General features: G+C 69.2%; 18 protein-coding genes. 10 read left to right on the plus strand and 8 right to left on the minus strand.

Annotated elements, in window-relative coordinates; genetic code table 11:
• The first annotated feature begins 19 nt into the window (after nucleotides 1-19).
• Nucleotides 20-865 (plus strand): DegV family protein, encoded by an 846-nt coding sequence (locus DEIPH_RS16575; protein WP_034360226.1) that lies wholly within the window; start codon nucleotides 20-22, stop codon nucleotides 863-865.
• A gap of 4 nt (nucleotides 866-869) precedes the next feature.
• The gene (locus DEIPH_RS16580; RefSeq protein ID WP_034360229.1) at nucleotides 870-2,063 is read left to right on the plus strand and encodes a serine hydrolase; all 1,194 of its coding nucleotides are present in this window, start codon (nucleotides 870-872) and stop codon (nucleotides 2,061-2,063) included.
• Nucleotides 2,064-2,254: 191 nt separating this feature from the next.
• Here the strand turns inward: DEIPH_RS16580 and DEIPH_RS16585 are convergent, their stop codons facing one another.
• Nucleotides 2,255-3,265: a DHH family phosphoesterase gene (locus DEIPH_RS16585; protein ID WP_034360232.1), complete on the minus strand. Its 1,011-nt coding sequence runs from the start codon at nucleotides 3,263-3,265 to the stop codon at nucleotides 2,255-2,257.
• A gap of 356 nt (nucleotides 3,266-3,621) precedes the next feature.
• On the opposite strand from DEIPH_RS16585, the gene DEIPH_RS16590 reads away from it, so the two are divergent.
• The 4 genes from DEIPH_RS16590 to DEIPH_RS16605 all read left to right on the plus strand — a co-directional run bounded on the left by DEIPH_RS16590 (nucleotide 3,622) and on the right by DEIPH_RS16605 (nucleotide 7,315).
• Nucleotides 3,622-4,296 (plus strand): hypothetical protein, encoded by a 675-nt coding sequence (locus tag DEIPH_RS16590; RefSeq protein ID WP_235183276.1) that lies wholly within the window; start codon nucleotides 3,622-3,624, stop codon nucleotides 4,294-4,296.
• Between the two features lie 63 nt (nucleotides 4,297-4,359).
• The gene (locus DEIPH_RS16595; RefSeq protein ID WP_034360238.1) at nucleotides 4,360-4,998 is read left to right on the plus strand and encodes an HAD family hydrolase; all 639 of its coding nucleotides are present in this window, start codon (nucleotides 4,360-4,362) and stop codon (nucleotides 4,996-4,998) included.
• A 256-nt stretch (nucleotides 4,999-5,254) separates the two neighbouring features.
• Complete coding sequence (gene aceA / locus DEIPH_RS16600; protein ID WP_034360241.1) at nucleotides 5,255-6,583, plus strand: isocitrate lyase; 1,329 nt, start codon at nucleotides 5,255-5,257, stop codon at nucleotides 6,581-6,583.
• Between the two features lie 264 nt (nucleotides 6,584-6,847).
• Complete coding sequence (locus tag DEIPH_RS16605; protein WP_152545002.1) at nucleotides 6,848-7,315, plus strand: hypothetical protein; 468 nt, start codon at nucleotides 6,848-6,850, stop codon at nucleotides 7,313-7,315.
• 58 nt (nucleotides 7,316-7,373) lie between these two features.
• Here DEIPH_RS16605 and cdd read toward each other — a convergent pair whose 3' ends face one another.
• The 5 genes from cdd to DEIPH_RS16630 form a co-directional block, all read right to left on the minus strand.
• On the minus strand, nucleotides 7,374-7,832 hold the full coding sequence (gene cdd / locus DEIPH_RS16610; RefSeq protein WP_034360247.1) for a cytidine deaminase: 459 nt from the start codon (nucleotides 7,830-7,832) through the stop codon (nucleotides 7,374-7,376).
• On the minus strand, nucleotides 7,825-9,165 hold the full coding sequence (locus DEIPH_RS16615; protein WP_034360250.1) for a hemolysin family protein: 1,341 nt from the start codon (nucleotides 9,163-9,165) through the stop codon (nucleotides 7,825-7,827). The genes cdd and DEIPH_RS16615 overlap by 8 nt, the downstream gene beginning before the upstream one ends.
• Nucleotides 9,166-9,389: 224 nt before the next feature.
• Nucleotides 9,390-9,770, minus strand: coding sequence for a diacylglycerol kinase (locus DEIPH_RS16620; protein WP_034360253.1), 381 nt, complete (start codon nucleotides 9,768-9,770; stop codon nucleotides 9,390-9,392).
• Nucleotides 9,767-10,234: an rRNA maturation RNase YbeY gene (gene ybeY, locus DEIPH_RS16625; protein ID WP_034360357.1), complete on the minus strand. Its 468-nt coding sequence runs from the start codon at nucleotides 10,232-10,234 to the stop codon at nucleotides 9,767-9,769. Before ybeY ends, DEIPH_RS16620 begins: the two co-directional genes overlap by 4 nt.
• A 269-nt stretch (nucleotides 10,235-10,503) precedes the next feature.
• Nucleotides 10,504-11,625, minus strand: coding sequence for a PhoH family protein (locus DEIPH_RS16630; protein WP_407636519.1), 1,122 nt, complete (start codon nucleotides 11,623-11,625; stop codon nucleotides 10,504-10,506).
• Nucleotides 11,626-11,877: 252 nt separating this feature from the next.
• Here DEIPH_RS16630 and aroE point away from each other — a divergent pair, with 252 nt between their 5' ends.
• From aroE to DEIPH_RS16650, 4 genes are read left to right on the plus strand one after another with little or no spacing between them, the layout of a single operon-like run.
• On the plus strand, nucleotides 11,878-12,780 hold the full coding sequence (aroE, locus tag DEIPH_RS16635; protein WP_235183277.1) for a shikimate dehydrogenase: 903 nt from the start codon (nucleotides 11,878-11,880) through the stop codon (nucleotides 12,778-12,780).
• Complete coding sequence (locus tag DEIPH_RS16640) at nucleotides 12,777-16,121, plus strand: PAS domain S-box protein (RefSeq protein ID WP_321163353.1); 3,345 nt, start codon at nucleotides 12,777-12,779, stop codon at nucleotides 16,119-16,121. The genes aroE and DEIPH_RS16640 overlap by 4 nt, the downstream gene beginning before the upstream one ends.
• Complete coding sequence (locus DEIPH_RS16645; RefSeq protein WP_051517464.1) at nucleotides 16,118-17,377, plus strand: hybrid sensor histidine kinase/response regulator; 1,260 nt, start codon at nucleotides 16,118-16,120, stop codon at nucleotides 17,375-17,377. Before DEIPH_RS16640 ends, DEIPH_RS16645 begins: the two co-directional genes overlap by 4 nt.
• Before the next feature lie 19 nt (nucleotides 17,378-17,396).
• Entirely contained in the window at nucleotides 17,397-17,807 is a 411-nt protein-coding gene (locus DEIPH_RS16650; RefSeq protein WP_034360256.1) for an OsmC family protein, read from the plus strand.
• A gap of 300 nt (nucleotides 17,808-18,107) precedes the next feature.
• Here the strand turns inward: DEIPH_RS16650 and DEIPH_RS16655 are convergent, their stop codons facing one another.
• Both DEIPH_RS16655 and deoC read right to left on the minus strand, forming a co-directional pair.
• On the minus strand, nucleotides 18,108-18,671 hold the full coding sequence (locus DEIPH_RS16655; protein ID WP_034360259.1) for a Maf family nucleotide pyrophosphatase: 564 nt from the start codon (nucleotides 18,669-18,671) through the stop codon (nucleotides 18,108-18,110).
• A gap of 10 nt (nucleotides 18,672-18,681) precedes the next feature.
• Nucleotides 18,682-19,344, minus strand: coding sequence for a deoxyribose-phosphate aldolase (deoC, locus tag DEIPH_RS16660; RefSeq protein ID WP_152545004.1), 663 nt, complete (start codon nucleotides 19,342-19,344; stop codon nucleotides 18,682-18,684).
• Nucleotides 19,345-19,361: the final 17 nt, after the last annotated feature.

Below are 19,361 nucleotides of genomic sequence, written 5' to 3' on the forward strand. Positions count from 1 at the left end.
CCGCGTTAAGATGGCATTCATGACCATCGCCATCGTCACGGACTCCACGAGCGACCTCGGCCCCGAGTTGTGCGCCCAGCACGGCATTCGGAGCGTGCCGCTGTACGTGCTGTTCGACGGCAAAATGCACCAGGACGGCATCGACATCAAGACCGCCGACCTGTTCCGGGGCCTCAAGGAAGGCAAGAAGACGCCCAGCACCTCCCAGCCCAGCCCCGCCGAGTTCGCCGCCGTCTACCGCGAGGCGCTGGAAACGGCGGGTCAGGTGCTGAGTATCCATATCAGCGGACAACTGTCGGGCACGGTGGGCAGCGCGCGGCTGGCGGCTCAGGAGTTCGGGGACCGGGTGACGGTCGTGGACAGCCGCTCGGTCAGCATGGGCCTGGGGATGCAGGTGCTGCGGGCCGCCCAGCGCGCGCAGGAGGGCCGCAGCGTGCCGGAGATCGTGGCCGAGCTGGAACGGGTCGCCGCGCAGGCGGACATCCGCTTCACGGTCGATACCCTGGACTTTCTCAAGATCAACGGGCGCATCGGTGGGGCGGCGGCGCTGCTGGGCGGCCTGCTGAACATCAAGCCGATTCTGGTCGTGAAAAACGGGCGCGTCGAATCGGGCGGGCGGGTGCGCGGCCACAAGAAGGCCATGCAGGACATCGTGGATTATGTCCGCAAGTATGTGGAGGCACACGGCGGGGCGCGGGTCGCCTTCCTGTCCACCGTGGGCGGCGAGGCCTACGTGCAGGAGGTGCGCGCGGGCCTGAGCGGGGTGGCTTTCGAGGACATGGGCGACCATCAGATCGGTGCGGTCGTGGCGACGCATGCCGGGCCGGGGACCGTCGGCGCGACCCTGGAACCCCTGACGGCCTGAAGGAATGGGATCACCTCCTCCTGCCCTGCGGAACAAGGGCCGGTACGTTCTCGCGGCGCTCGCCCTTGCCGGGGGGCTGTGGGCGTGCCGCCGCCCGGAAGCGGCGCCCCCGGCGATGGTGGCCGCCTCTGCTCCGGCTTCCGCGCCGGCCGCCTCTTCCGCTCTGCCTGATCCGGAGGCGCCCGGCTGCCTCGGCCCCGCCCCTGCCGCCTTGCCCGCCCCGCCCCCGCCCTTTCCCCTCAGCGGTCGGCTGGGTCTGTGGGTCGCGGAGGTGGACCCGGTCACGCTGAAGCCTCTCCGCGCGGTGGCGGCCGACCCCGACGGTGTATTTCCCCTCGCCAGCACGTACAAACAGGCGGTGCTGTGGGCCGTGCTGCGGCAGTTCGACGCGGGCGCGCTGCTGCCCACCGAACGCTTCGACGTGACCCGCGAGAACCAGAGTCTGGGGGACTATCCCTACGACGGAACGAACGTCAAGGACCTGACCGTCCGCATGATCCGCAACAGCGACAACACGGCGACCGACATCCTGCACCGCCGTGTGGGCCTCAAAGCCGTGCAGGCCGTGGCGGACGATCTGGGCCTGTGCCGGACCCGCCTGATCCTGCCGACCAAGGCCTGGTGGGCGGCCCAGGCCGGGCTGTCGGACGCCTTCAACGGGACGGAACGCTGGGCGACGGCCACGGGCGCGGACCGAGAACGCCTGGCCGCCGCCATCGACGCCGACGCGCAGAAGTACCGCTCGGACTACCTCCAGCGCCGGCTCAACGACTACTTCGACCGGGGAGCGGACCCTCAGCTCGACCTGCGCGCCCACAACCTCAGCACGCCTTACGAGTTCGCCACGCTGCTGGCGCACGAGTACCTGCGGCCCGGCCTGAGTCCGCGCGCGCTGAAGTGGGAGCGGGAGGTTGCCGCGCTGGGTTTTGGCCGCTCGGCGCTGCGGGCCGAGGCCGCCCACAACGTCCTGACGTTTGCCGGCAAGGGGGGAAATGGCTGGCGCATCCTCACGTATACGGGCTATTTCCAGACCAGAGACGGGCACCACGTCGTCTACGCCTTCATGCAGCACGGGGCGGACCAGACCTACACCATGCCGAACACCCGCCGGGCGTTTGCCTGGATCAATGCCGGGGTGGACGCGGTGCTGGGCGAGCAGAAGCCGGCGCCGCCGGAAACGAAGCCCACGGCACCTTAGCATTTGTCAAAAAGAGACCTTCTTTTTGACCGAGCGGGCGGGCAGGCGTCCTCAAGGGCGTCCGTTCTGTCCAAGACAGCGAGTGAAAGAGGGAGAGCATTTGGGAGAATGGAACCGTTGGAGGCGCTTTCCCCAGGGCGGTGTCATTCGGACAAATGCTCTAACGGCGTGCTTCCGGCGCGGCGGGCGGTTCAGGCTTTTGCGGCGGCCACGCGGTCCAGTTCCGCCGTGATGGCCTGGTCCAACAGCGGGCGCACCTCGGCGTAGGGGAGAAGCAGGGTGGCCCCGGCGGCCGGGACGTGTCCACCGCCGCCCAGGGCCACCGCGATATTCTGGGCGCTCACGCCGCCCCGCGAACGCAGCGACAGTTTCACCCGGTCCCCGAAGTCCTTGACCATCACGGCGAGCACCGACCCCTCGGCCCCGCGCAGCAAGCTCACGTAGGATTCCACGTCCTCCCAGGAAGCCCCGGCGCGCTCCACCATCCCGCCGTCCACGCGGGCGAGGACCACGCGGCCCCCGTGCAGGAACTCCATCGTGCTGAGGACCTCGCGCAGCAGCAGGTAGTAGGTGCGCGGATTCTGACCGAGCTGGTCGTTGATCCAGCCCAGCCGCGCCCCGTGCGCGCGCAGGCGGGCGGCGGCCTCGAAGGTTTCCGGCGTGACGCTGTCGAACCTGAAAGACCCGGTATCGGTGCTCAGGCCCAGCATCAGCGGCGTGGCGATGGCCTCCGACCAGGGCACCCCCAGCTCGTCCACCACGTCCGCGACCATCATCGCGGTGGCGGGCCGCCCCGGGTCCACGACCAGGGCAGCGGCCCGGCGGGCATTGGTGCCGTGGTGGTCCACGTTCACCACCTCGCCCGTGAAGGTGGTCAGGTCCGCACCGCCCACCCGCACCGGGTCGTTGTTGTCCACGTCCAGCACGGCGGCCAGGGCATTCTGCGGCCACGTGCTGAGCGGTGCGCTGACCTCGCCTTCTTCCGCCAGGAAGCGCAGGTAGCGCGGCACGTTCATCGGCGCGATCACCGTTTTGCCCAGCGCCCGCAGCGCCCGCGTCAGGCCCAGCAGGCTGCCCAGCGCGTCGCCGTCCGGGTTCTCGTGCGACAGGACCACGATGGGGCCGGTGTGCCCCCTGAGTTTCGCCGCGACCGCCGCGACATCCTGTGCGTAGGCGGGGGCCGCTTCGTTCATGCCGATCATGGAGCCGAGTATAAAGGTCCCGTCAGAAAGCGGACTCGGGAAGATGAGAAGGTCCCCGCCCTGGGCCTGTCTGGCAAGTCGGCCGGAGAACAAAAGGCCGGTTGAGCCAGGTAGACACCTTTGAGGAACGTGTGCCATACGGATTCCGGGAGATGAAACAGCCGGGACTCTTCCGACTGTTCAGGAATTGGCCGGAATCTGGATCATTCGTTCTGCTGGCCCAGGGCCGGGTGGGTGGCGAACTGGCTGCCCCCGCGAGTGGCCCGAAGGGAAGAAGGCGGCAACTTCAGCCTGATGGGGGCAGCCTGATGCGCGGGAGGCGACCGCATGCGCGGCCCCGCGCTATGCTGCCCGGCGTGCCTGCCCGTCTGGACCTCGCTGCCCTGACCGCCGATGAGCTTCAGGCGCTTCTGGGTGAGGGGGCCGCGCAGGGGCGGCTACCGGACGTGAGCCGTGCCCGCCTGGAGGGCCGCCCGCTTCCCGGTCCGGTGCTGCATACCGCCCTGACCTTCGAAGCCCAGGCGGAACGTGTCTGGGGAGCGTCGCCCGAGCAGGCGCGTTCCCTCCTGGCGCTGGATGCCGGTCTGCAAGCCGCCGGAGCCGAACTCCTCGGCGTGTACTACGTGCCCCAGCTCCCGGAGATCCGCCACCAGCGCGCCTACCTGTTCGGCCCGGAGGTGGCTGCCGCGCTGCGCTGGAGCGAGACGCCGGATTCGCCGCGCGCCGCCCGCCCCCTGGTGCAGGCCGTCACCTGGCTGCGCGACCGCGCGAGCGGTGTGGCCTGCGTCTTCAGCACGACCGCCGCCGAGGCCCCCGCCCCGGCGCTGAGCGAGGAAGTGGACGTGCGCGTCCTGCCCGCCGCCTCTCCCGCCGAACTGCTCGCCGCGCACCGGGCCGCCGTGCTGCGCCACGGACGGGGCGGCAAGGTGGCGGGGCTGGAGGGCTGGGTGCGGGCCTGGCAGGAGTTCCGCGCACTGAATGTCAGCGCCTGGACCCGCCGGGGGCTGCTGCTGGACGTGCCGGAAGGCTAGGGGCCGGGAAAAGCTAGCCTACCCCTGCCCGGCCCGCGCCGGGCCTGCGGCAGAATGCGCCGCATGACCGATCCCGCCCTGCCTGCCGCCCGCCACGTCGCGTTCGACTGGGGAGGCGTCTTTACCGTCGGCACCTTCGATGGCCGCAGCACCCAGAACCTGGCCGACCGCAGCGGCGTGGCCGTGGCCCACGTGCGCGAGAGCTACTTCCGGCACGTGCGGCAGCTGGAGGTCGGCGCGTGGACCCTCCCGGAGTTCTGGACCGTGATGGGCCAGGAAACCGGCATCGAGCTGCCCTACGCCGAGTTCGAGGCGCTGTACCTGGGCAGCGTTCATGACAACGCGCCGATGTACGCCACGCTTGAGCGGTTGCCCGCCGGGGTGCGCGTGGGCCTGCTGAGCAACAATTATCCGGTCGTCAGCGATCACCTGCGCCGCGACCCCCGCTTCGCCCGCTTCGACGCCCTGGTCTTCAGTAACGAGATCCGGCAGAAAAAGCCCCACCCCGACGCCTTCGCCGCGCTGGAGGAGGCGCTGGGGGTCCCCGCCTCTCAGGTCGCCTTCGTGGACGACGTGCAGGAGAACATCGACGCGGCGCAGCGGGCCGGATTTCACGGCCTGCTCTACCACCACGCGCAACACGCCGAGTTCGAGCGCGAACTGGGGACGTGGCTGCGGCTGCCGGTCGGCGTTCAGGACTGAGCGTTCCCCTGCACGCGCTCCGTCCCTCTGCGGCGGGGCGCGTTCGGCTGTCGGCGTACTTCCCAGGTGGTGTACTCGCTGAAGTGGTGTACCTCCGTGTGACCCAGGTACACCAGCCCGCGCGCGAGTGGGGCCGGGCACAATGGCCTCATTCCACACGGAGGCATGTGCAGAACGCCTCAACGCAGTCAGTCGGAAACTGTCACTTCGCCCTGCCCGGGCGGGGACCGCCCTTCACACCCTCAAGGAGACCTCCATGACCCCCAACCCCAGACAGCACAGCCCCCGCACCCACGCCGAGATTCTGGAAAAGACCTGGCAGACCGAGGACCGCTGGCAGGGCATCCGGCGCAATTACACCGCCGACGAGGTGGTGCGGTTGCGCGGCAGCCTCCCCATCGAACACACCCTCGCGCGGCATGGCGCGCAGAAGCTGTGGCGGCTGATGAAGGAAGAACCCTTCGTGAACGCGCTGGGCGCGCTGACCGGCAACCAGGCGATGCAGCAGGTGAAGGCGGGCCTCAAGGCCATCTACCTCAGCGGCTGGCAGGTCGCGGGCGACGCCAACAACGCCGGGCAGATGTACCCCGACCAGAGCCTCTACCCCGCCTCCAGCGTGCCCGACGTGGTCAAGCGCATCAACAACACCCTCAGGCGCGCCGACCAGATTCAGCACAGTGAGGGCAAGGACGAGATCGACTACTTCGTGCCCATCGTGGCCGACGCGGAAGCGGGCTTCGGCGGCCCCCTCAACGCCTTCGAGCTGATGAAGGCCATGATCGAGGCAGGCGCGGCGGGCGTCCACTTCGAGGACCAGCTCGCCTCCGAGAAGAAGTGCGGGCACCTGGGCGGCAAGGTGCTGGTGCCCACCTCGCAGTTCATCCGCACGCTGAATGCCGCGCGCCTCGCCGCCGATGTGTCGGGCGTCCCCACCGTTCTGATCGCCCGCACCGACGCCGACGCCGCCAACCTGCTGACCAGCGACATCGACGACAACGATAAGCCCTTCACCACCGGCGAGCGCACCCCCGAGGGCTTCTACTACGTCAAACCCGGCATCGAGCAGGCCATCAGCCGCGCGCTGGCCTACGCCCCCTACGCCGACGTGATCTGGTGCGAAACGAGCGTGCCTAACCTGGAAGATGCCCGCCGCTTCGCGGAAGCCGTCCACGCGCAGTTCCCCGGCAAGCTGCTGGCCTACAACTGCTCGCCCAGCTTCAACTGGAAGAAGAACCTGGACGACGAAACCATCGCCAAGTTCCAGGTCGAACTGGGCAAGCTGGGCTATAAGTTCCAGTTCATCACGCTGGCGGGCTTCCACTCGCTCAACCACGCGATGTTCGAGCTGGCCTACGGCTACGCCCGCAACCAGATGAAGAGCTTCGTGGAGCTTCAGGAAAAGGAGTTCGCCGCCCAGGAGCGGGGCTTCACCGCCGTCAAGCACCAGCGCGAGGTGGGCACCGGGTACTTCGACCTCGTCGCCAACGCGGCGGGCGGTGGCCAGAGCAGCACCACCGCACTGGCGGGCAGCACCGAGGCGCAGCAGTTCCACGGGGAGAAGGAGCTGGCGGCCAGCCACGACTGAACGCTGAGCAGGTCATGACCGCTGAGGGGAGGGAGGGGAGCCGCAGAAAGGTCCTCCCTCCCCTCGGCGTTGGCGTCACGTCGCCGTCATGCGGGATACGTAGGCTGGGGCATGTTTGTGTTTTTGCTGGCGGCCCTGGCCACCTCGCCTGTCGGGGATCCACCGGAAGCGGACGTAGCCTTCGGAGGGCGGGACACAGTGCGGGTCTTTGGCCCCTCCAATAAGGGACGCGAGGAATATCCCTGGACGGTCGCAGAAACGCTGATGTCCCCACGTGGGGACGCAGCCGCCGTGCGCTTCTGCTGGGAAATCGGGAAGTATGACGGCTGCCAGGTCTACCTCGCCCGGCCGAGTGGAGCTGTGCTGGAACTGAAGAACAGCAATGTCACCAAGCTCCTCTGGACGGAAGACGGGAAATATCTGATCGGTGCGGGAGAGAACACCGTGCGGCTGTGGAACCTGTCCGGGGGCAGCCGGGCCGCCGTTCCCCAACCCTTTCTCGAAACGGGGCAGCAGAGTGTCTCGCACATCAGGCGCTTCTGGCTGCGGGATCGTGACCTGTGTGTTGCCATGAACAGCGAGATCTTCGGCCCGAACGGGGGATACGCTGTCGAGCAGCTCATGACCACCACCCGCTACGCCCTGCCGCTGCTAAAGCCGCTGGAAAGTGTCACCCTGCCCGTGCAGGAAGGGCAGGAGGCGCCCTGCCACATGCCGCGAACCGAGCTGTGAGCGCGGCAAAAAGGAAAAGAGGCGGAAGACCGCCCCCTGTCCAACTCGGAGAGTTTGCCTACTCCGTCCCCACCTCGTGCCCGTCGTCCCGCTGCTCCAGCCGGAAGCCGTGGGGCAGGAAGTCCCGGACCAGGCCGCTGACCACGTCGCCGTGCTGGTTGACGCAGACCACGCGGGCGTCAGGCGCGAACTCGTACAGCACCTGACGGCACGCCCCGCACGGGCTGGCCGGGGGTGTGGCCTCCGAGTACACCACGAGATCGGTGAACGCGCGCGCGCCGGCGGTCGCCATCGCCTGCACGGCGCTCTGCTCGGCGCAGCGGCCCAGGCCGTAGCTGGCGTTCTCGACGTTGGCACCGAAGAAGACCTGGCCATCAGGGGTTCGCAGCGCCGCGCCGACGCGGAACTTGCTGTAGGGGGCATACGCCTGCTTGAAGGCGACCTTCGCGCCCTCCAGCAGTTGCGGGTCGGGGGTCAGGTTCAGGGCGTTGGCGGCGGTGATGGTCGGGCTACTCATGAACAGGGTCCTCCACGGGTTCCAGGGGGTCGAGGGTCGGGGCGCGTTCCACCCGGACGCGGGTGACGCGGCGCTGGTCGGCGGCCTCCACGGTAAAGGCCCAGCCGCCATGGACGAAACTCTGACCGTTTTCCGGGATGTCCCCGAAGTGGCTGGTCATGAAGCCCGACAGGGTGTCGTATTCGCCCTCGCCGTCCTCCAGATTGGTGCAGAGGCGTTCCTCGACCTCGCCCACGGTCAGGCTGGCGTCCATCAGGTAGAGGCCCTCGCCCAGAACCTCGATCAGGGGCACCTCGTCCTCGTCGGTCTCGTCGTAGATCTCGCCGACGATCTCTTCCAGGGCGTCTTCCAGCGTGACCAGGCCGGAGGTGCCGCCGAACTCGTCCACCACGATGCTCAGGTGTGATTTCTTGTCGCGCATCTTGGCGAGCAGGTCCTTGATCTTCATGCCCTCGGGCACGAAGTACACCGGGCGCATCACGTCGGCGATCGTCGTCTCGTCCAGGGCATCGAGGTGGCGCAGCGCGTCACTGGTATGCGCGATCCCCACGATGTTGTCGGCGGTGTCCTGAAAGACCGGCACGCGCGAGTAGCCGTGTTCGGTGTTCAGTTCCACCAGTCGGCGCAGCGGGCTGGCCCCGTCCACCACCACCATGTCGATGCGCGGCGTCATCACCTCGCGCACGGTGGTGTCCGAGAGATCGAAGACGTTGTAGACGAGTTCCTTCTCGTCGTCCTCCAGCACGCCTTCCTGACTGGACGCGCCCACGATCATGCGGATTTCCTCTTCCGAGTAGGTCGTGTGGTGCCCGGCGACGGCCTTGAGGCCCACCAGGCGCAGCACCAGCCCCCCCAGCCCGTTCAGGCCCAGAATGATGGGCCGGAAGACGGCCGTAAACACCACCAGCGGGCGCACCAGCCTCAGCGCCATCTGCTCGCTTTTCTGGAGGGCCGCCGACTTGGGCACCAGTTCGCCCAGCACGATATGCAGCGTCGTGGACAGGGCAAAGGCCAGCAGGAACGCGGCGGGCCGCTGCCACTGCTCCGGCACACCTGCCCGCACGAACAGCGGCTCCGTGAGGTGCTCAATCGCGGGTTCGGCAATAAAGCCGATCAGCAGGCTCATCATCGAGACGCCGAGCTGAACGGCGGCGATGTACAGGTCCAGCCGGCCTAGGACCCGCTGCACCGTCCGCGCCGCGCTGCTTCCCTCCTGGGCGAGCTGGTCGATGCGGGTATGGCGCACGCTCACGAGCGCGTACTCGACGGCTACGAAATATCCGTTGGCGATCACCAGAAACAGCAGGGACGCCACTCCAATCCAATCATTCATCTGTTCGCGCGCTCCACCGCGCTCCGGTCCGCCGCAGGGCACCTGCTGCCCACCCCGCCCGCCTGGGCCAGGTGTCGGTTGCCGGAATCCGTTGTATGCCACAGCAAAAAACCCGCCCGCAGGCGGTCTTCACCGGGCGTCAGGTCAGAGCCAGAACTGGGAGGCTCCATAGGCAACCCGCAGTTTATCACAGCCGGGGGGCGGGCGTGCGACCCGGCGAAGTGTCAAGGGAGCAGCCAGCGCAGCAGCGGCGGCCCCAGCACCGCCAGCCCGACCAGCAGCGCCCCCAGACTCGCCAGCAGCACGGCCCCCGCCGCCGTGTCTTTCGCCACCTTCGCCAGCGGATGAAGGCCGGGGCTGGCGAGGTCCACCACCGCTTCCAGCGCCGTGTTGACCAGTTCCAGCCCCAGCACCAGCGCGCAGGACAGCAGGATGGGGGAGAGCGGTGCGTGGAGCAGCAGCGCCAGCGTCGTGGCGAGGACGCCCGCCCAGACCTCGATGCGGAAGTTCGCCTGCGTGCGGTAAGCATGCGCGATCCCGGCCCAGGCGAAGCCCGCCGAGCGCACCCAACGGCGCAGCGAGAGGGCCGAGCCGTCAGACCTCATCCCTCTTGCGGCAGGGCCGCGCGTGCGGCGGCCCAGGCGTCGTGGAAAACCTGCCATTCCGGCCCGGTCGCGCCCTCCTCGAAGCCCAGGCCCTCGGCGTGGGGGTGGTCGTGGCCGACCAGATGCGTCAGGCCGTGGCTGGCGAGCAGCGCCGCCTCACGCGTCAGGCTGTGGCCCCGCGCCCGCGCCTGCCGCTCCGCCGTGTCCAGGCTGATGATGATGTCGCCCAGGTGCGGTGGCATGAAGGGGTCGCCCGGCTCCCAGGTGGGAAAGCTCAGCACGTCCGTCGCGGCGTCCTCGCCCCAGTGTTCGCGTTTCAGCGCGCGAATGGCGCGGTCGCCCACCAGCACCACCGTCACCTCGCGGCCCTCCACTCCGAAATGCCGCATCGCTGCCGTCAGGGCGGCGCGCAGGGCGGGGCGCAGGCCGGCGGGCGGGGTCTTGCGGGCGATCAGGTCAATCACAGAGAGAAGCATAGGGCGGGGCGCAGAAAGGTTGCCACCTTTTGGCAACCTTTCCGAGCGAAGCGAGAAGCGCAAAAAGGGTGGCGCGCAGTGGAGTGGACGCCTGAGACATGCGGCAACAAAACGGAGTGCCGCCCTAGGACAGAGCGCCGGTCGGCAAAGCTCCGCAGGAGAAAGCCGGGAGTCAAAAAGCGGGGGCAGAGGCCTCTATCCGGCGCTCTGCCCGCTGCTGGTTGCCTGCTGCCGGCGCTGGGTCTACTGGGTTGGGCCTACTTCGCGTCCCCTTCGTCCTCGGGAATGCTGGCAAACTCGCCCCGGCGGGCGGCGCGTTTGTCTTCCTCGGCGTCCTCAGCCTGCTCGTAGGCCCGGATAATCTTGCCGACCAGGGGGTGGCGCACCACGTCCACGTCGGTGAACTCGTGCCAGGCGATGCCCTCGATGCGGCTCAGCACGCGCTTGGCGACCGCCAGGCCGCTGGTGACGTGGCGCGGCAGGTCGATCTGGGTCACGTCGCCGGTCACGACCACCTTGCTGGAAAAGCCCATGCGCGTCAGGAACATCTTCATCTGCTCGCCGGTGGTGTTCTGCGCCTCGTCGAGAATCACGAAGGCGTCGTTCAGGGTCCGGCCACGCATAAAGGCCAGCGGGGCCACCTCGATCACGCCGCTCGTGAGGTACGACTCGAACTTCTCCTGGTCGAGCATGTCGTACAGCGCGTCGTAGAGGGGCCGCAGGTAGGGATCGATCTTGGCCTGGAGGTCGCCGGGCAAAAAGCCCAGCCGCTCGCCCGCCTCCACCGCCGGGCGGGTCAGGATGATGCGCTTGACCTTCTTGGCCTTGAGCGCCTGCACCGCCATCGCCACCGCCAGGTAGGTCTTGCCCGTCCCGGCGGGGCCGACGCCGAAGGTGATGTCGGACGCCTCGATCTTTTCCAGATAGACCTTCTGGCCGGGCGTCTTGGCCTTCAGGCCGCGCGGCAGGCTCAGGCCCGTGACCTGCGTTTCCTGGGCCAGGCTGCGGCCCTCGCCACTGAGGCGGGCCGAACGCAGCAGGCTTTCGGGGGTCAGTTCGCCGCCCGTGCGGACCACGTCGAGCGCGTCGCGCACCATCCGTTCGGCGGCCTGTACGTCGGCGCTGTCCCCGGTGATGGTCACGGTCTCGCCGCGCGCGATGATCTTGGCGGGCGTGAGTTCGCGCATCCGGCGCAGGTTGGCGTCACCCGCCCCGAGCAGGGCAAAGGCCTCACGCTGGTTGGCGAGGTGCAGGGTCGCGGAGGTTCCGCCATTCGTGGCCTCGGTCGCCGCCTGGGGCCGCGCAGGCGAGGCCAGTTCAGTTGAGGCCAGTTCTGTTGAGTGAAGGGAGGTGGGCTGGCCGGGGGTACGGTCTGTCAAGTCAACTCCTGTCGGTGCGGCGTGTGTGCGGCAAAGCGCACTCTCCCCCCAGCAGTTGTCTGGCGGGAGTCGGGAAAGGTGTGGGCATTTCGGACACCCCTATTTTCTGGCGTCCTGGCCGGGATGGACGTGGGGAGATGCACAATCCTTTCCCTGCGCGGGCAAGGCTCAGGAAAGGCTAAAAGGCGGGTGGCCCCGGCCCGGCGCGGGGCAGAGACGTCCCGTTCGGAGCGGAACGCTACACTTGTGCGCGTGAATCCCGGCCTGCCCTCTCCTGACGCCCCGGCTCCCGGCAGGTCGGCTCCCGGCCCGCTCCGCGCCTTTCTGTACGCCGACCCCGCCGCCCATTCGCTGTCCCCGGCGATGCACCGCGCCGCCTTTGCCTGGGCGGGCCTGAACGGCGAATACGAGGCGGTACGGGTGTCTCCGGCAGATCTCCCCGGCGCTCTCGCGCGGTTGCGCCGGGGCGGCGTGGTGGGCGCGAATCTCAGCCTGCCCCACAAGGAGGCGGCGCTGGCCCATCTGGACGGTCTTTCGGAGGCCGCGCGGGCGGTCGGGGCGGTGAACACGATTATCCACCAGGAGGGGCGGCTGGTGGGGGAGAACACCGACGCGCCGGGGTTGCTTCAGGCTTTGCTCGATTGGGGGGCGGGAAGCACGGGCCACCGGGAAGCGGATGGTCCGGTCGTCGTCCTGGGTGCCGGGGGAGCGGCACGCGCAGCGGTCTACACGGGGCTTATCTTGCTCGAACGCGACGTGTTCATCGTCAACCGCACCCGCGAGCGGGCGGAGGAGTTGGCGGCCTTCTGGCAGAACGAGGACGCTGATTGTCAGGCCCAGGCTGCCGACCTCGCCGAGATTCCCTGGTCAAAGGTCCGCCTCGTCGTCAACGCCTCCAGCGCGGGCCTCTCCAACCCTGACGAAACGCCCCTCCCCGGCTTCGACTTCTCTGCGCTTGCTGCCGGGGCGCTGGTCTACGACATGGTCTACCAGCCGCGCGAAACCCGCCTGATGCGCGAGGCCCGCGCCGCCGGGGTGCGCGCCGAGAACGGCCTGTCCATGCTGGCCCAGCAGGCGCGGTTGGCCTTTCTGGCCTGGACGGGCGTGGACGTGCCGGTTTCCGTCTTTCTCGGCGCGCTGGGAGGAGAGAAGTGATCCGCTCGATGCCCCGCCACCGCCGCATTCCCCTGGCCGTGTTGGTGCTGGTGCTGCTGCTGAGCGTCTTCGCGGCGCTCCTGCTGAACCGCTTCGTGCTGGCCCAGCAGGACGCGCGCTTCGAGCGGGAGGTGAACGCCTCGGCATCCAGCCTGCGCGACCGCCTGAGCGACTACGAGAACCTGTTGCGCGCGGCCCGGTCCTTCTGGCAGGTGCAGCGTGACCCCGATCAGGCGACCTTTGAGGCCTATGTGGACCACCTCGACCTCAGCCGCCGTTATCCGGGGGTGCTGGCGGTCGGCTTCGTCCGCTGGGCCGAGGCTCCGGGCGGCCCCCAGGCCCTCATCGAGCGGATCGCCCCCCTGAACGACGTGAACCGCACGGCGCTGGGCTTCGACATGATGGGCGAGGCCAGTCGCCGGGCCGCTATTTTGCTCGCGCGCGACCGGGACGCGGTGCAGGTCAGCCGCCACGTGGCCCTGGTGCAGCGTGGGCCGGACGGGCAGCGGCTGGACGGTCTGCTGCTGTTCCTGCCGGTCCGGGAGGGCGGGAGCCTGCGGGGGCTGCTGTATATCGCGCTGCGGACCGATCAGTTTCTGGCGGGCCTGACGCCCCCGGACGCCATGCCCGGCGTGAGCGTCCGCACGCTGCTGAACGGTGAGGTTCTGGGCACGCCCGCCCCCGAGGAGAACGCGGGCTTTCGTGCGCGCACACCCCTGCAGGCGGCGGGTGGGGCATGGGGCCTGGAGTTCAGCGCGCCGGGCAGCTTTGGCCGGGACGCGGTGGCCGACGTGCCCATCGTGGTGCTGGTGGTGGGGCTGCTGGTGGCGGGCCTGGCGTTTTTGCTGACCCAGTCGCAGGTCAGCGCCCGCGAGCGCGCCGAGGAGGCCACCCGGACCCTCGCGCAGTCCCGCGCGCGGCTGGAGCGGTCGCGCGCGGAGTTCGAGGCGATCTTCCAGGCGATTCAGGACTCGGCGGCCTTCACGGACGCGGGCGGGCGGGTGCGGCTGGTCAACCGGGCGCTCAGTGAGCAGTTCGGGTACGCGCCCGAGGCGCTGGTGGGCGAGTCCCTGGGCCGCCTGCATCTGGACCGCCGGCTGGAGACCCGCTCGACCTTCCAGGCCCTCACCACGCCGTACCGCCGGGCCGACGAGAGCGTGTTTTCCGGCGAGGCGCAGCGCAGCCAGGTGACCGGCCCCCACGGCGAGGCGCTGGGCGTGCTGGAGGTGATCCGCGACGTGACCGGGCGCGTGGAGGCCGAGCGGGCCGTGCAGGCCGGGGAGCGGCGCTCGCGCGCCGTGCTGGACGCCATCCCGCACATTCTGTGGGTGAGTGACCCCCAGGGGCAGATCACCTACGTGAACGCGCAGCACCGCGAGCGGCTGGGCCGCGACGGGGTGAGCGAGCGGGTTCATCCGGAGGACCGGGCCACCTACGCCCAGATGTGGGAGGCCGCCTACGCCACGCGGGCACGGGTCCACGCCGAGGTGCGGCTCGCGGTAGGCCAGAACGGCACGTACCGCTGGTTCGTGCTGCGGGTCGCGCCCATCTACGCCGCCCTGCTGGGCAACGAAACGGGTGGGCTTGAGGCGGGCGGGCTTGAGGCGGCCCAGGTCGCCCCGGCACACGCCGTGCCCGGCAGTGACCCGGCCCGCGTGACGGAGTGGGTCGCCAGCGCCACCGACATTCACGACCGGCTGGTGGCCGAGCGGCTGGCGCAGCGCAACGAGGAACGCTACCGGGGGGTGCTGGAGGGGATGCCGCAGATCGTGTGGCTGACCGATCCGCTGGGCCAGCCCACCTATTTCAACCGGCGCTGGGACGAGTACGTGGGGCCGGACCGCTCCAGTTACGGCTTCCTGAGCCTGGTTCACCCCGAAGACCGCGCGGACTACCAGATGCGCTGGGCCGCCGCCGTGAAGGGGCAGCGGCCTTTCGAGGCCGAACACCGCCTGCTGGGCGCGGATGGCCGCTACCGGACCTTCGTGACGCGGGGGCTGCCGGTGCGTGACGGGCAGAGGCAGGTGCTCGAATGGGTGGGTACCAGCACCGACGTGGACGATCAGGTCTACGCCGAGTCGGCGGCCCGCCTGCTGGCCGACGTGTCCGAACAGCTCTCCACCCGTGCGGACGATCCGCTCGCGTCGCGGGGCGGGCACTACCACGCGGCACTCGACCGCATCACGCAGCGTCTGGCCGAGAGTGCCGGGCTGTGGGGCATGACGCCTGAACTGGGGCTGCTCGCCACCTCGCACCTCGATCCCGCCCGCGTCTCGCCCGCCGCGCGCGAGGCGACCCGCCTGGCCCTGGAGCAGGTCGTGCAGAGCGAAGACCCGCTGTTTGCCCACGCGGCGCACTACCCGCTGCTGCACGAGGTCAACGCGACCGGGGCCGTCCTGTATCCCCTGATCGGCCGGGACGGGGCCATGCGCGGCGTGCTGGGCCTCACCTACCGGCAGGCTCCCACCGACCGCGACCACGACCTTGCCTACGAACTCGCCAAGAGATTTGCGACCGCCCTGGACAACGACGCGCTCCGTGTCCAGGCCGAGGGCGCGCGGGCCGACCTCCAGCTGCTCAACCAGTCGCTGGAGGAACGGGTGCAGCAGCGCACGCTGGAGCTGCAAGACGCCAACCGGGAACTCGAAGCCTTCAGTTACAGCGTCTCGCACGACCTGCGGACGCCCCTGCGGCACATCGTGGGTTTCGGGGATCTGCTCCGCAAGGACGTGGGTGCGGGGCTGTCACCCAAGAGCGAGCGGTATCTGGGCGTGATCACCGACGCGGCGGGCCGCATGAGCCAGCTGATCGACGACCTGCTGGAGTTCTCGCGCATGGGCCGCCAGGAACTGCGGCACGGCCCGGTGGACCTCGGCGCGGTGGCACGGGAGGTTTGGCAGACCCTGGAACCCGACCGCGCGGGCCGCGACGTGACCGCCCAGATCGGCCCGCTGCCCACCGTGCAGGGTGACCCGGCGCTGCTGACGCAGGTGTTTACCAACCTGCTTTCCAACGCCATCAAGTACACCCGCACCCGGGAACACGCGCGGGTCGAGGTGAGCGCGCGGGTGGAGGCCCAGGAGGTCACGGTGACGGTCCGCGACAACGGCGTGGGCTTCGACCCCAAGTACACGGATAAACTGTTCGGTGTGTTTCAACGCCTGCACCGCGCCGAGGAGTTCGAGGGGACCGGCATCGGCCTCGCGAACGTCCGCCGCATCGTGACCCGTCACGGAGGCCGGGTGCGTGCCGAGGCCGTTCCCGGCGAGGGAGCCGCCTTCCACGTGACCCTGCCCCTGATCGCCCCGCTGACGCCGGCCCTGGATGGAGGGACCGCGTGAGCACCCCAGAGCACGCCCTGCCCGAGGCCGGACAGCCCCTGCGCGTCCTGCACCTGGAGGACAACGAACTCGACCATGAACTCGTGGCGCTGAGCCTGGACGGCGAGCTGCCCTGGCCGGTGGAAATCGAACGGGTGGAGGACGAGGCCGGGTTTCTCCACGCCCTCGACACGCACCGCCCCCATCTGGTGCTCAGTGACTACGCGCTGCCCGGCTATGACGGCCTCTCGGCCTTCCAGGCCGCGCACGCCCGCGCCCCGTTCCTGCCCTTCATCATCGTGACCGGCGCGATGGGCGAGGAAGTCGCGGTGGACACGCTGCGGCAGGGCGTGACCGACTACATCCTCAAGCAGCGCCTGGAGCGCCTGGTGCCCAGCGTGAGACGTGCCATAGCCGAGGCCGACGCCCGCGACCGCCGCGAGCGGGCCGAGCAGGAGGTGCGCGAACTGAACCTCTCCTTGCGCGCCAGGCTGGAGGAGGTCGAGCGGCTGCGCGGCATCGCGGAGGGGCAGCGCCAGCGCCTGGAAACGCAGGCCAAGCAACTGGAGGAGGCGCTGAACCTCCAGAAGACCTTCCTGGCCGAGACCAGCCACGAACTCCGCACGCCGCTGACCGCGCTGCTGGGCTACCTGCGCCGCGCCGAGCGCGAGGCGGGCGGTTCCCAGACCCTGCAGGACGCGCAGCGCGTCGCGGAGAACATGACCCGCCTGGTCAACGACCTGTTGCAACTCTCGCGCGGCGAGCTGGTGCAGGGGATCGAGATGCACTTCGTGAACCTGGGCAATATCGTGCGGCAGGTGGGCCGCGACTACGGCGTGAGGGCCAGCGCCCCCGACCTGGAGATCGTCGGTGACCCGGGGCGGCTCACGCAGGTGTTCGTGAACCTGGTCAGCAATGCCGTGCGGGTGTGCGGCAGCCCCGACCTGGTGAGCCTCGAAGCCTGGCAGGAGGGGGGGCGGGTGTGCGCCGCCGTGATCGACCACGGCCCCGGCATTCCCGACCACATCAAGCCGCGCATCTTCGACAAGTTCTACCGGGGCAAGGAGGCGGGCTCGACCGGCCTGGGCCTCACCATCGCGCAGCAGGTTGCTCAGACGCACGGCGGCAGCATCGAGGTGCTGGACACCCCCGGCGGCGGCGCGACCTTCCGTGTCTGCCTCCCCACCCCCGACGAGGACGAGGACGATCTGGACCTCGGGCCGGACCTGCACGGGGTGGCCGCAGACGGGGCAGGCACGGACGACCGGATGGTCTGAGGCGCGCTACCCTGCGTCCATGACAGTTCCTCACAAGAAGACCCTGAACGTCACCTGGCTGGGCGAGCAGCGGTATGTCGGCGTCAGCGAGAGCGGTCACCAGCTCCTGATCGACAACAGCCCCCTCAAGGTCGGTGTTTCCCCGATGGAGGCGCTACTGGCGGCGCTGGCGACCTGCACCGCCTATGACATCGTCGAGATCATGAAAAAACGCCGCACGCCCCTGACGAGCTACCGAATCGAGGTGGAGGGCGAGCGCGCGGACACCACCCCGCAGCGCTACACGACCATCACGGTGCGCCACATCGCCAGCGGCGAGGGCCTGACCCCTGAGGCGCTGGAGAAGGCGGCCCACCTCAGCCACGAGAAATACTGCTCGGTGGCCGCCAGCCTGAACAGCGAGATCAGGCTGGAAACGCGGGTGGAGTAGTACACGGTCAACCGATTTTCTGGGAGCTGGATGATGAGAAACAAATTGCTAGAGGTCGTTCGGGACAGCGGATACGTTCTCATCGTTTAAGTAGCCACCCTGCTTTGATTGCTTGACGATGTAGTAGAGCATTTGTCCGAATTACACCGCCATGGGGAAAACACCTCCAACGGTTCCATTCTCCCAAACGCTCTTCCTATTGCACTCGCTCCGCTCGGTCAAAAAGAAGGTCTCTTTTTGACAATGCTCTAGGGGAGTGCGTGCGGAGGACGCGGCGAAACGGAGCTTTCCCGCGTCCCCTCACTCGCCCCAGACTGCTATACCCGCCTCCCGCAGCAGCCGGATCACCAGCGTCAGTGGAAAGCCCACCACGTTGGAGTAGTCGCCCTCAAGGCGGGCCACCAGCGCCATGCCAACACCCTGGATGCCGTACCCGCCCGCCTTGTCCAGCCCCTCACCGGTGCGAGCATAGTGGGTGACCTCGGCGTCGGAAAGGGCGCGGAAGGTCACGTCGGTCCGCTCCACGCCGCCCGCCGTGCGCCCCCCGGAGACGACGCTGACGCCGGTGTACACCTGATGCGTCCGCCCGGAAAGCCGCCGCACGAAGGCGCGGTTCTCGGCCTCGTCGCCGGGTTTGCCCAGAAGTTCAGCGCCCACCGCGACGACCGTGTCGGCGGCGATCACCACGGCGTCCGGGTGCGCCCGCGCGACCGCCCGGGCCTTCCGCATGGCGAGTTCGCCCGCCAGCCGCGCCGGGTCATGCTCGGGGCTGTCCTCGGCCTCGCCGCTCACGACCACGCGGAAGGGAACGCCCAGATTCGCCAGCAGTTTGCGCCGCCGGGGGCTGCCCGACGCGAGAATCACCTCGCGGATTTCAGTAGCCAGAACCGCTCCCCTCGCCACTCACCAGGGCCACGCCGCCCGACGTGCCCAGCCGGGTCGCGCCCGCCGCGATCATCGCCTCGGCGTCGGCGGGGGAACGCACGCCGCCCGCCGCCTTGATCTGCGCGCGGCGCGCGATCACGTCCCGCATCAGCCGCACGTCCTCCACGGTCGCGCCGCCCGTGCCGAAGCCGGTGCTGGTCTTCACGAAGTCCGCGCCGCCGCGCACGGCCGCCTCGGTAGCGCCCCGTTTCTGCTCGTTCGTCAGGTAGCAGGTTTCGATGATGACCTTCAGGACGGTGTCCGGGATAGCCTTCCGCACGGCGCGCACATCGGCCTCCACCGCCTCCCAGTCGCCTTCCAGCGCCGCGCCGATATGGATCACCATATCCACCTCGTCGGCCCCCGCCTCCACGCTCAGGCGGGCCTCGACGGCCTTCTGCTCGGGCAGGACCGCGCCCAGGGGAAAACCGCAGACGGTGGCGACCTTCACGCCGGAGCCGCTCAGCTCGGCCTTTGCCAGCGGCACATACACCGGATTCACGCACACGGCATAGAAGGCATGTTCGCGCGCCTCCGCGCAGAGCGTTCGGATGTCGGCGGCGGTGGCCGTGGCTTTGAGCAGGGTGTGGTCGATGGAGAGCGCGAGGTTCACGCCGCCCAGCATACCCG

Source organism: Deinococcus phoenicis, assembly GCF_000599865.1.
Lineage (GTDB): Bacteria > Deinococcota > Deinococci > Deinococcales > Deinococcaceae > Deinococcus > Deinococcus phoenicis.